The organism is Microbacterium salsuginis (genome assembly GCF_012524205.1).
Taxonomy (GTDB): Bacteria; Actinomycetota; Actinomycetes; order Actinomycetales; family Microbacteriaceae; genus Microbacterium; species Microbacterium salsuginis.
Genome location: NZ_JABACI010000005.1, coordinates 380,923 through 392,980 on the forward strand (window position 1 = coordinate 380,923; position 12,058 = coordinate 392,980).

Consider the following 12,058-nt stretch of genomic DNA (forward strand, 5'->3'; position numbering starts at 1 on the left):
AGCAAAACCCCCGGTCTGACCGGGGGTTTTCGTCTTGCTGGGGTACCTGGACTCGAACCAAGAACAACGGTACCAGAAACCGCCGTGTTGCCAATTACACCATACCCCAAGGCTGTCAGCCGAAGCCGTGCCGAGGATCAAGTCTACGCGACCGCGGCACGTGTTCCAAACCGAGCAGTCAGCCGCGCGCGTCGACGAGCAGCCCGAGTCGACGGATCGTCTCGGGCTTACCGAGCAGCTCCATCGACTCGAACAGCGGCGGTGAGACCCGCCGGCCGCTGAGGGCGACGCGCAGCGGCCCATATGCGATGCGCGGCTTCAGTCCGAGTCCGCCGTCTTCGACGGGCGACACGAGCGCCGAAGCCAGCGCCTCTTGCACCGCAGCCGTCGTGAACTCCGACTCGGGCACGAGTTCCAGCGCCGAGACCGAGGCCACGAGGACCTCGCCGGCGTTGGCGGGCAGGGACGCCAGGGCATCGTCCTGGTAGGTCACCGTGTCGGTGAACAGGAAGCCGAGCAGCCCCGGCGCGTCACCGAGCAGCTGCATGCGCTCCTGGACGAGGGGCGCCGCCGCGGCGAGCGTCGCCAGCTGTGCCGGCGTCGGCGGGTCGGAGACGACGCCCGCCGCCGCGAGGTAGGGCACCAGACGTGCCGCGAAGTCGGCGGCCTCCAGCATCCGGATGTGGTCGCCGTTGATCGACTCGGCCTTCTTCTGGTCGAACCGGGCGGGGTTGGGGTTGACGTCGGCGATGTCGAACGCCGCCACGAGCTCATCGAGCGAGAACACGTCGCGGTCGGGCCCGATCGACCAGCCGAGGAGGGCGAGGTAGTTCAGCAAGCCCTCGTGGATGAAGCCCTTCTCGCGCTGCAGGAAGAGGTCGGCCTTCGGGTCGCGCTTCGAGAGCTTCTTGTTGCCCTCCTCCCCCAGCACGAGCGGCATGTGCGCGAAGCGCGGGATGAAGGTGGTCACACCGGCGTCGACGAGCGCGCGGTACAGGGCCAGCTGCCGCGCGGTCGAGGGCATGAGATCCTCGCCGCGGATGACATGGGTGATACCCATGAGCGCGTCGTCGACGGGGTTCACGAAGGGGTACAGCGGCACGCCGCCGGCTCGCACGAGGACGAAGTCGGGGAACGAGCCGGCCGGGAAGGTCACCTCACCGCGGATCAGGTCCACGTAGGTGAGATCCTCGTCGGGCACGCGCAGGCGCCACGCCGGCTCGCGGCCCTCGGCGCGGAACGCCGCCCGCTGCTCGTCTGTCAGGTCGCGGTCGTAGTTGTCGTAGCCGAGTTGCTTCGCCCGGCCGTTGGCCTCGTTGCGCGCATCGATCTCATCGGCGGTGGAGTAGCTCTCGTAGACCGCGCCGGCCTCGACGAGCTTCGCCAGGACCTCGCGGTAGATGTCGTGCCGCTCGGACTGCCGGTACGGAGCATGCGGGCCGCCGACCTCCACACCCTCGTCCCAGTCGATCTTGAGCCAGCGCAGCGCTTCGAGCAGCTGCAGGTAGCTCTCCTCGCTGTCGCGCGCCGCGTCGGTGTCCTCGATACGGAAGATCAGCTTGCCGCCCTGATTGCGCGCATACGCCCAGTTGAAGAGCACGGTGCGGATGAGTCCGACGTGCGGCAGTCCGGTGGGCGACGGGCAGAACCGCACGCGCACATCGGCGCCGGTCGCGGTCGTGGTGCGGGGATCAGGCGAAGAAGGCATCGCCACCCAGTCTAGTTGCGGGTCGCCGGGCCCTCCGGGTCGCGCAGACCGGCCGGGTCGACCAGCCGCGACAGCGCCGCGAGCGTCGCACGCACCGCCGGCACACGGTCGGCACCGCGCGCCGTCACCGCGTGGATCGTGCGCTGCTCGCCTGCCGGCAGCGGCACCACGGACACCCCCGGCAGCTGTGGGAAGGACTCCACCGCCATCCGCGGAAGCGTCGCGACGCCGATGCCCTGGGCGACCAGCCCTTCGACGGCGACGAAGTTGTCGGTCTCGAAGGCGATCCGCGGTGAGAATCCCGCTCTTCCGCACAGCTCGAGCAGGTGGCCACGACAGCGGGGACACCCCGCGATCCACTCCTCGCCGGCCAGCGTCGCCACGTCGATGAGGTCGCTGCCGGCGGCGGCGTGCGAGGCGGGCAGCACAGCGAGAAGGTCGTCCGTGCCGAGGGCGCGGACGGCCAGTCCACGGGCGCTCGAACCGTGCGGGTCCTCTCGGTCACCCGGGTAGCTGAAAGTGAGCGCGATGTCGGTGCGGTCCTCTCTGACCGCCTGAACCGCCTCCGGCGGCTCGGCCTCGACGTAGGTCAACGAGATCCCCGGATGCTTCCGCGCGAGGTCGGCGAGGAGCCTCGGCACGACGGTGGGCGAGGCCGAGGGGAACGCCACGAGACGCACGCGCGCGACACGCAGGCCCCGCAGCTCCGCGAGCTCGCCGGCCGCAGCGTCGAGGGCCGTCGTGACGGCAGCCGCGTGATGGGCCAGAACGCGTCCGGCTTCGGTGAGACGCACACCGCGCCCCACCCGCTCCAGGAGCGCGACGCCGAGACGCCCTTCCAGACGACGCACCATCTGGCTGACCGCGGGCTGACTGTAACCGAGCTGCGCGGCTGCGCCGGTGATCGAACCGGTGTCGGCAACGGCCTTCACGATGCGGAGCTCGCGGGCGTCGAAGCCAGGGTCAGCGTCCTCACCGGCACGGATGTCGCTCATCCGCAAATCATAAGCGTCTGTCATATGAGTCAAGCGTTACCTGCCGTAGACGCGAGGTATCGGTCGGGCGCAGGCTGAACCCATGCCACTCGCCGCTTCACCGTCGCTGTCGCCGTCGCAGGCGCGGTCAGCCTTCGCCGCCGGCGCCGGCTACCTCGCCGCCTGCACCGTGGGTCTCCCCAGCCGCGCAACGGTCGCAGCGGTCACCGCCGACCTCGAGGCGGCTGCGGCCGGACGACCGGACATCGCCGCGTACTCCGCTGCCGTGGAACGATCCCGGGCGCTCTTCGCATCGCTGGTCGGCATCGCGGCCGATCGGGTCGCGATCGGCTCGCAGGCCTCCGCGTCGGCGGCACTCGTCGCGGCAGCTCTCCCCGATGGCGCCGAGGTGCTCGTGCCGGACGGCGAGTTCTCATCGATCGTGCTGCCGTTCGTGCACGCCGGACGCGGAATCCGGGTGCGCACGGCACCCCTCCATACCCTCGCAGAGGCGGTCGACGCGCGCACCAGCCTGGTGGCGTTCTCGATCGTGCAGTCCGCGACCGGCGACGTGGCCGACGCCGACGCCATCGCCGCCGCTGCCGCCGAACACGGGGCGATGACCCTGTGCGATGCGACCCAGGCCGTCGGGTGGCTGCCGGTGGAGGCATCCCGTTTCGACGCGGTCATCTGCCACGCCTACAAGTGGCTGTGCGCGCCGCGCGGCGTGTCGTTCCTGACGGTGTCGGGCCGGCTCGCCGCGGTGATGCCGCCGCGTCTGGCCGGCTGGTACGCCGGGGACGACCCGTGGGCGTCGTGCTACGGCGGAGAAAGCCGGCTCGCCGGCGATGCGCGGCGGTTCGACGTGTCGCCGGCGTGGCAGGCGTTCGTCGGGGCGGCGCCCGCTCTCGAGCTCTTCGCCTCTCTCGACGCCGCCGCGTTGTACGCGCACACGACCGGACTGGCTGCCGCCTTCGGCAGCCGCATGGGGATGCCGCAGTCCGAGCGGGCTTCGGCCATCGTGACGTGGAGCGATCCCGGCGGCGACGACCTCGCCCGGCTCACCGGCGCGGGGATCGTGGCATCCGGCCGAGCCGGCCGCGCGCGCGTCGCGTTCCACGTGTTCAACGACGAGTCCGACGTCGAGCGGGCGATCGCCGCCCTGGGTCGCTGACCTCGCCGAGTCGTGGGCTGGACCGCTCAGCCCGTGGGCGTCGCGCGGGCCGCGACACGCATCCCCAGGGGCGACAGCAGCAGACTCGAGACGACGAGCACCCCGACCACCAGCGCGAGCCCGCCATAGCCGATCCAGCCCAGCACGAGGCCGGCGAGGATGGCTCCGCCGGCACCGACGATGCTCATGGCGAAGTCGCTGAACCCCTGCCGGCGGGTGCGACGCTCTTCGGACGATGCCTCGGTCAGCAGTGTCGAGCCCGCGACCGTGGACGCGCTCCAGCCGAGGCCCAGCAGGATGAGCGCGACCGTGACGGCGACGGTCGACTCCGACCCGAAAGACGCGGTGAGCAGTGCTGCGGCCAGCAATGCCTGACCGACGAGGATCGTCGGCACGCGCCCGACCCGGTCGGACAGGATGCCGAACACCGGCGACAACGCGTACATCCCCGCGATGTGCAGACTGAGCGTGAGACCGATGATGGCCAGGGATGCGCCGTGATGCAGAAGGTGCACCGGCGTCATCGCCATGACCGACACCATCGTGCCGTGCGCGGCGGCGATCGCGAAGATGGCGTAGCGCGCGGCGATGGGACTGTCGGGCTTGACGAATGCGGTGGCCGTCTTGGGCGCCGCGGCGACGACGCGCTGCGCCAGGAGCAGTGGATCAGGCCGGAGCGTCGTGAGATACACCGCGATCGCGATCAGCTGCGCGACGACGGTGAACAGATATGGTCCGGTCAGCGGCGGCATGCCCACCGCGTCGCCGATGAGCTCGCCCGGACCGGTGAGGTTCGGGCCCAGCACTGCTCCGACGGTCGTCGCCCACACCACGATCGACAGGTCACGTCCACGTGTCGCGTCGGTCGCCAAGTCGGCGGCGGCGAAGCGCGACTGCAGGTTGGCCGCTTGCCCCGCGCCGACGAGGAGGAACGAGCCGAGCAGCAGCGGGAACGAGTCCGCCGCCACCGCCACCACGACGAGCACGACGCCCACGAGGGCGATCGCCATACCGACGGTCAGCGACAGACGGCGCCCGCGTGCGCGTGCGAGGCGCGCCAGCGGAACCGCCGTGACCGCCGTGCCGAGGGTGACGGCGGCGGCGGCGAGCCCGGAGAACGCCTCGTCGCCCGAGAGCTCCGCCGCCAGCACGGCGCCGAGCGAGAGAGTCGCCCCGAAGGCCAGACCGCCGAGCACCTGGCCGAGCGAGAGCGTCCAGACGGTCCGCCGCTGGACCCGCGCGACCTCGGCGGGGCTGACGCTGTGATCGGTGACGTCGGCGCCCGCGGCGTCGGTGGCGGCATCCGGACTGATCCCGCTCATCGGCGGCCTCAGGCGTTCCGGGCGGTGTTGCGCAGGATGCCGAGACCGCTGATCTCGACTTCCACCACGTCACCGGCCACGATCTGGCCGACGCCCGCGGGAGTACCGGTGAGGATGACATCCCCGGGAAGGAGCGTGAAGGCCGCCGAGGCGTAGGAGACGACGTCGGCGAGGGAGAAGATCATGTCGCTGATCGGCCCCTGCTGGCGCACCTCGCCGTTCAGTCGCGTCGTCAGCACCGCGCTGCCGTTCGGGTCGAAGTCGGTCTCGATCGCGGGGCCGAGCGGACACGACGTGTCGAACCCCTTGGCCCGGGCCCATTGCCCGTCCGACTTCTGCCAGTCGCGCGCGGTGACGTCGTTGGCGATCGTGTAGCCGAAGACGTAGTCGAGTGCGTTCTCGGCAGTGACGTTCTTGGCGATCCTGCCGATGACGGCGGCCAGCTCGCCCTCGAAGCTCACGAACTCCGACCCGCGAGGCAGCGCGATGGCGTCCCCCGGCCCGACGACGGACGTGTTCGGCTTGAAGAAGAGCATCGGCGCCTCGGGGACGTCGTTGCCCAGCTCCGCCGCGTGATCGCGGTAATTGCGGCCCACGCACACCACCTTGGACCGCGGGATGACCGGTGCCAGCAGCGCGACGTCCGCGAGCGGCACGCGCTCCCCCGTCGTCTCGTACCCGGCGAACATCGGGTCGCCGGCGAGAACGACCAGCTCACCTTCGTCGACGATCCCGAATCTGATGGCGTCGTTGTGACTGAAGCGCGCGATCCTCACCCGATGACCTTATCCGTCGAGGCGGACAAGCCAGCCGTGCTTGTCTTCGCGACGGCCGTACTGGATGTCGGTGAGCTCCTCGCGCAGCGAGAGCGCGAGATCGCCGGTCGGCTGCTCGTCGACGAAATCCTTGCCCTTGAGCAGCCCGATGGGGGTGACGACGGCGGCGGTGCCGCACGCGAAGACCTCGACGATGTCACCGGATGCCACGCCCTGGCGCCATTCGTCGAACGAGACCGCGCGGCCCTCGACCTTGTGCCCGCGATCGGCGGCCAGCTGCAGGATCGAATCGCGCGTGATGCCCTCGAGGATCGAGTCGGACTGCGGGGTCACGAGTGTGCCGTCCTTGTAGACGAACACGACGTTCATGCCACCGAGCTCCTCGACGTTGCGGTCCTGATCGAGGAAGACGACCTGGTCGCATTCGTTCTCGTACGCCTCGGACTGCGGCAGCAGGCTCGCGGCGTAGTTGCCGCCTGTCTTCGCTGCTCCGGTGCCGCCCTTGCCCGCGCGCGCGTAATCCTCGCTGAGCCAGATCGAGACGGGCTTGACGCCCCCCTTGAAGTAGGCGCCGGCGGGCGAGGCGATGACGTAGTACCCCACCTTGTGCGCCGGACGCACGCCGAGGAACGCCTCTTTGGCGAACATGAAGGGGCGCAGGTAGAGGCTCTGATCGGCGCCGGTCGGCACCCAGTCGCCGTCCACGGCGATGAGCTCGCGCAGTGACTGGATGAAGTAGGTCACCGGCAGCTCGGGCAGCGCCAGCCGGCGCGCCGACCGCTGCATGCGCCGACCGTTCTGGTCGGGCCGGAACGTGTGGATCGACCCGTCCGCGTGCCGGTAGGCCTTGATGCCCTCGAAGATCTCCTGGCCGTAGTGCAGGACCGCCGCGGCGGGATCCAGCGACAGCGGACCGTAAGGCTGCACACGCGGACGATGCCAACCGCCGCCGACCGACCAGCAGATGTCGACCATGTGGTCGGTGAAGCTCGTGCCGAAGCCGGGATTGGCGAGGATCTCGTCGCGCTGCGCGGGCGTCTTCGCCTGGAGGTTGCGGTTGACGGTGAACTCGAGCGGAGCGAGTCCGGTGTCGGGATCGGAGTCGATGAGGGTCATGACGTACCTGTGCTTTCGTGCGGATGTCCCGCGGCTCGGTGCGGCGCTTGCCTGTGGCTTCCAGGTTACGCCTGGAGGCGTGCGACGATGGCGTCGCCGATCTGCGCCGTGGTGCGAGGTGCGCCGCCCCGGCCCGCGAGATCGTCCTCGACGGCGGTGGTGACGCGCCGTGCTTCGTCCGTGAGCCCGAGGTGATCGAGCAGCAGGGCGACGGAGAGGATCGCGGCCGTGGGGTCGGCCTTCTGCTGACCCGCGATGTCGGGCGCCGAACCGTGCACGGGCTCGAACATCGAGGGGAACGTGCCGTCGGGGTTGATGTTGCCCGAAGCGGCGAGGCCGATGCCACCGGTGACGGCGCCTGCCAGGTCCGTGAGGATGTCACCGAAGAGGTTGTCGGTGACGATCACGTCGAATCGGCCCGGGTTCGTGACCAGATAGATGGTGGCCGCGTCGACGTGGACATAGTCTACGGCGACATCGGGGTGCTCTCGCGCCACATCGTCGACGAGGCGCTTCCAGATTCCCCCCGCGTGCACGAGGACATTCGTCTTGTGCACGAGGGTCACGCGCTTCGACCGGCGCTCAGCGAGGTCGAACGCGTAGCGCACCACCCGCTCGACGCCGAAGGCGGTGTTCACCGAGGTCTCGTTCGCGACCTCGTGCGGGGTCCCGGTCCGGATGGAGCCGCCGTTGCCGACATACGGCCCCTCGGTACCCTCGCGCACCACCACGAAGTCGATGTCACCTGGTTCGGCGAGCGGGCCCGGGACGCCCGGATACAGCTTCGACGGTCGCAGGTTGACGTAGTGGTCGAGTTCGAACCGCAGCTTCAGCAGCAGTCCGCGCTCGATGTTGGCGTTCTTCAGCCGAGGATCGCCGGGCACTCCGCCGACCGCGCCGAGCAGGATCGCGTCCTGCTCCTTGATCGCTTCGAGGTCGGTCTCGGTGAGCGTCTCGCCCGTCTCGAGGAACCGCGATGCTCCCAGCGAGAACCGGCTCTTGTCGAAACGGATGCCGCTGCCCGCGGTCACCGCATCCAGCACCTTCTCGGCCTCGGCGACCACCTCGGGTCCGATGCCGTCACCGGGGATGACGGCGAGCTTCACGGGCCTGGTTTCGTGCGGACGCGACGGTGCTGGGGACGACATGGGGCTCCTACGAGGTCGAGCGGGACCCTCCCAGGGTAGTGGCCGCGATGACGCCGGCCAGGACCACCAGCCCTGCGCCGATGAGGGCGGTGACGGTCACGCCGGCGTCGAACGCGTGTGCCGCCGCCTCCTGGAGCGCCATGCCCGCGGACCCGCCGACGTCGCCCGCCACCTGGACCGCACCGGCGAGGGTCTCGCGAGCGGCGTCGGCGGCGGCATCCGGGATTCCGTCTGGGATGACGAGCTCTGCCCGGTACAGCGCGGTCAGGATGCCGCCCAGCACGGTCGTGCCCAGCACCGCCCCCAGTTCGTATGCCGTCTCGGAGACCGCGCTGGCAGCACCGGCCTTCGCCGGCGGCGCGCTGGCGAGGACGAGCTCGTTCGACACGGTCTCGGCGGCGCCGATGCCGATGCCGAGCGCCACGAATGCGCCGACCAGCGCACCCAGGCTGTCAGGGCCCGTGGCGAAGGCCACCGCGAGGTAGCCCGCCAGCGAGAAGACCAGCGCCACCGGAACGACGATCCGGGCAGGCCACTTCTTGGCGATCGGCACGACCGCCAGCCCGGCGACGATCATCATCGCAAGGCCCGGCACGAGTGCGAGCCCCGCGTGCATCGGCGACAGGCCGACCACGAGCTGCAGGTGCTGCGCGACGAAGAACAGGAAGCCGACCAGCGCGATGACGCTGAGCAGATTCACGAGCAGCGCGCCGCTGAAGGTGCCCTGGCGGAAGAGGCGCATGTCGAGCATCGGCGACTTGGCCCGCAGCTGCCGGCGGACGAAGACGACGCCGAAGCCCAGGCCGGCGAGCACCGGCAGCCACGCACTGACACCGAAGCCGTGCACCGCTAGCTCCTTGATCCCGTACACGACGGGGATCATCGTCGCCATCGACAGCGCGATGCTGATCGGATCGATGCGACCCGGATGAGGATCGCGGCTCTCGGGCACGAGAAGCGGGGCGAGGATCAGGAGCGGGACGAGCACGGGCACCGCCATGAGGAACACCGATCCCCACGAGAAGTGCTCCAGGAGCACTCCCCCGACGATCGGGCCGAGCGCAGAGCCCGCCGAGAACATGGACGCCCACACCGCGATGGCCAGTCGTCGCTGGTCGCGGTCGGTGAAGATGCTGCGCAGGAGCGACAGCGTCGACGGCATTAGCATCGCGCCGAACACGCCCATCGCGGCTCGTGCGGCGATGAGCCATGCCGCGGTCGGCGCGAAGGCCGCGAGTGCCGAGACAGCGGCGAAGCCGACGGCGCCGACCAGCAGCATCCGTCGCCGTCCGAACCGGTCGCCGAGCGTGCCCATCGTGACCAGAAGACCCGCGAGCACGAGCGGGTAGGCGTCGATGATCCACAGCTGCTGCGTGCTGGTGGGCTCGAGATCGAGGGCGATCGACGGCAGCGCGAAGCTGAGCACGGTGTTGTCGACCGAGACGAGCAGCACCGGCAGCATGAGCACGACCAGCGCGGCCCAGCCGCGCCAGCCCACGCGACGGCCCTGTGCGTCGGCGAGGGAGAGTTCTTGAGTGAGAGTCATCATTTCTGTACCGTCCAGCCGGTATAGTAACAGGATGCCGGGGCCCCTGTCGATACGATCGACCGCATGAGCCGCCCTCCCCTGGCCCGCGAGAAGGTGCTCGACGCGTTCGAGCGCATTCTGGTCGACGACGGCGAGCGGGCGGCGACGATGGATGCCACGGCTCGCGCCGCCGGCGTGTCCAAGGGCGGGCTGCTGTACCACTTCGCCTCGAAGGAAGCGCTCGAGGCGGGGCTCATCGAGCGCCTCCGAGCGCTCGCGGATGCCGATGTCGCGGCGATGGCCGCGTCGCCGGAGGGTCCGATCGGCTACTTCCTGCGCTCGTCCGCGATGCAGAACGACCCGCTCGACCGGGCGATCCTCGCGACCTCCCGGCTCGCGCAGGGCGGCAATACCGCGGCGAGCGAGTCGCTGCGGCAGATCCGCGAGCTGTGGGCGCAGACGCTGCGGCCGCACGCCGCCGACGACACCGCGCTCGACCTGGTGATGCTGGTGAGCGACGGCATCTACTTCAACAACGCGCTCTCGGGCGGGTCCATCCCCGGCCCCGTGCCACGCGGACCGGCCATGGACGCCCTCGTCGCCCTCGTGGAGCGCGCGGCCAAGAGCTGACGCCGAGTCAGTCCTCGGTGACCTCGATACGGCGGAACAGGTCGGCGCCGACGGACTGACGCATCTCTTCGAGCAGCTCCTCGGGCACCGGCGAATCCACCGTCAGGACCGACAGCGCGCGTCCGCTGGCATCGGCCTGCGCGACCTGGAGCCCCGCGATGTTGATGCCGGCGTCGCCGAGCTTCTGGCCGTAGATCGCGACGATCCCGGGCCGGTCGGCGTACCGCATCACGAGGTGGTGGCGCTCGATCGGCACCTCGATCTCATAGCCGTTGATCCCGACCACCTTGGGCACCATGCGCGTGCCGGCGAGTGTGCCGGCGACGGTCAGAACGGAGCCGTCTGCGAGGGTGCCGCGCAGGATCGTGATGTTGCGGTACAGCGGGCTCTCGGCCTCCACGATCAGGCGCGTCTCGATGCCGCGCTGCTCCGCGAACAGCGGGGCGTTCACGTACGACACGTTCTCGCTGACGACGTTGGCGAGGATGCCCTTGAGCGCGGCCAGCCGGTAGACGCTCACGTCGTACTGCGCGAGCTCGCCGCGCACCTCGATGTCGAGGCTCGTGAGCGCACTGTGCGCGAGGCCGGTGAAGAACTGGCCGAGCTGCTCGACGAGGGCGATGCCCGGGCGGACGAACGGATCGATGACACCGCCGGCGACGTTGACGGCGTCGGGCACGAGGTCGCCTTCGAGAGCGAGCTTGACCGATCTGGCGACCGAGACGCCAGCCTTCTCCTGCGCCTCGTCGGTCGAGGCGCCGAGGTGCGGGGTGACCACGACGTTGGGAAGGCTGAGCAGCGGGAAGGCCGTGCCGTCCTCGGCGGGCGGCTCGCTGGTGAAGACATCGAGTCCGGCGCCGGCGATCTCGCCGGTCGTGAGCGCGGTGTGAAGCTCCGCTTCGTCGATGAGACCACCGCGGGCCACGTTGACGACGAACGCGGTCGGCTTCATGCGGCGGAACTGCTCGGCGCCGATCATCCCGGTGGTCTCGGGGGTCTTCGGCATGTGGATGGTGACGAAGTCGCTCTGCGCGAGCAGCTCGTCGAGTTCGAGCAGCTGCACGCCGAGCTGCTGCGCGCGGGTCGGCGTGACGTACGGGTCGTATGCGACGACGTTGACGCCGAACGCCTGCAGACGCGCCGCGATGAGGGCGCCGATGCGGCCCAGGCCGATGATGCCGACTGTCTTCTCGAACAGCTCGGTGCCGGTGTACGCGCTGCGCTTCCACTGTCCGGCCGCGAGCGAGGCGTGCGCGGCGGGGATGCGGCGGGCCAGGCTCAGGATGTGGCCTACCGTCAGCTCCGCGGCGGAGATGATGTTCGACGTCGGAGCATTGACCACCATCACCCCCGCGGTGGTCGCCGTCTTGATGTCGACGTTGTCGAGGCCGACGCCCGCACGTGCCACGACCTTCAGCACGGGCGCCGCGGCGATGGCCTCGGCGTCCATCTTGGTCGCCGACCGGATGAGCACCGCGTTCGCGTCGGCGAGGGCCGACAGCAGAGCGGGGCGGTCGGTTCCGTCGACGTAGCGCACGTCGAAGTCGGGACCCAGAGCGTCGATCGTGGCGGGAGAGAGCTCTTCGGCGATGAGGACGACAGGCTTCGTCACAGGTGATTCCTTCGAGGCGATGCGCGAGGGCGCGGAGCAGTGCGGACCGGATGCCGCGCCGCACGCCAGC

The 12,058-nt window shown here is 70.1% G+C and carries 10 protein-coding genes and 1 tRNA gene; 2 read left to right on the plus strand and 9 right to left on the minus strand.

Features of this window, described 5'->3' with window-relative positions; translation table 11 throughout:
- Nucleotides 1–37: 37 nt before the first annotated feature.
- From HF576_RS17865 to HF576_RS17875, 3 genes are all read right to left on the minus strand, one after another.
- A tRNA-Gln gene (locus tag HF576_RS17865) sits at nucleotides 38–109 on the minus strand.
- A gap of 69 nt (nucleotides 110–178) precedes the next feature.
- Entirely contained in the window at nucleotides 179–1,708 is a 1,530-nt protein-coding gene (gltX, locus tag HF576_RS17870) for a glutamate--tRNA ligase (protein WP_168914182.1), read from the minus strand.
- A gap of 11 nt (nucleotides 1,709–1,719) precedes the next feature.
- Nucleotides 1,720–2,703, minus strand: coding sequence for a LysR family transcriptional regulator (locus HF576_RS17875; RefSeq protein WP_168914183.1), 984 nt, complete (start codon nucleotides 2,701–2,703; stop codon nucleotides 1,720–1,722).
- 82 nt (nucleotides 2,704–2,785) lie between these two features.
- On the opposite strand from HF576_RS17875, the gene HF576_RS17880 reads away from it, so the two are divergent.
- Nucleotides 2,786–3,856, plus strand: coding sequence for an aminotransferase class V-fold PLP-dependent enzyme (locus tag HF576_RS17880; protein WP_168914184.1), 1,071 nt, complete (start codon nucleotides 2,786–2,788; stop codon nucleotides 3,854–3,856).
- Nucleotides 3,857–3,882: 26 nt separating this feature from the next.
- Here HF576_RS17880 and HF576_RS17885 read toward each other — a convergent pair whose 3' ends face one another.
- The 5 genes from HF576_RS17885 to HF576_RS17905 form a co-directional block, all read right to left on the minus strand.
- Complete coding sequence (locus HF576_RS17885; protein ID WP_168914185.1) at nucleotides 3,883–5,178, minus strand: MFS transporter; 1,296 nt, start codon at nucleotides 5,176–5,178, stop codon at nucleotides 3,883–3,885.
- 8 nt (nucleotides 5,179–5,186) lie between these two features.
- Nucleotides 5,187–5,954: a fumarylacetoacetate hydrolase family protein gene (locus HF576_RS17890; RefSeq protein WP_168914186.1), complete on the minus strand. Its 768-nt coding sequence runs from the start codon at nucleotides 5,952–5,954 to the stop codon at nucleotides 5,187–5,189.
- Between the two features lie 9 nt (nucleotides 5,955–5,963).
- Nucleotides 5,964–7,070 carry a branched-chain amino acid aminotransferase gene (locus HF576_RS17895; RefSeq protein ID WP_168914187.1) on the minus strand — a complete coding sequence of 369 codons (1,107 nt, stop codon included), beginning with the start codon at nucleotides 7,068–7,070 and terminating at the stop codon, nucleotides 5,964–5,966.
- A 65-nt stretch (nucleotides 7,071–7,135) separates the two neighbouring features.
- Nucleotides 7,136–8,218, minus strand: a complete 1,083-nt coding sequence (locus tag HF576_RS17900) for a 3-isopropylmalate dehydrogenase (RefSeq protein WP_168914188.1) — start codon at nucleotides 8,216–8,218, stop codon at nucleotides 7,136–7,138.
- Between the two features lie 7 nt (nucleotides 8,219–8,225).
- Nucleotides 8,226–9,767 (minus strand): MFS transporter, encoded by a 1,542-nt coding sequence (locus HF576_RS17905; RefSeq protein ID WP_205835392.1) that lies wholly within the window; start codon nucleotides 9,765–9,767, stop codon nucleotides 8,226–8,228.
- A gap of 63 nt (nucleotides 9,768–9,830) precedes the next feature.
- On the opposite strand from HF576_RS17905, the gene HF576_RS17910 reads away from it, so the two are divergent.
- Nucleotides 9,831–10,376, plus strand: coding sequence for a TetR/AcrR family transcriptional regulator (locus tag HF576_RS17910; protein ID WP_168914189.1), 546 nt, complete (start codon nucleotides 9,831–9,833; stop codon nucleotides 10,374–10,376).
- Between the two features lie 7 nt (nucleotides 10,377–10,383).
- Here the strand turns inward: HF576_RS17910 and serA are convergent, their stop codons facing one another.
- Entirely contained in the window at nucleotides 10,384–11,988 is a 1,605-nt protein-coding gene (gene serA, locus HF576_RS17915; protein WP_168914190.1) for a phosphoglycerate dehydrogenase, read from the minus strand.
- Nucleotides 11,989–12,058 lie beyond the last annotated feature (70 nt).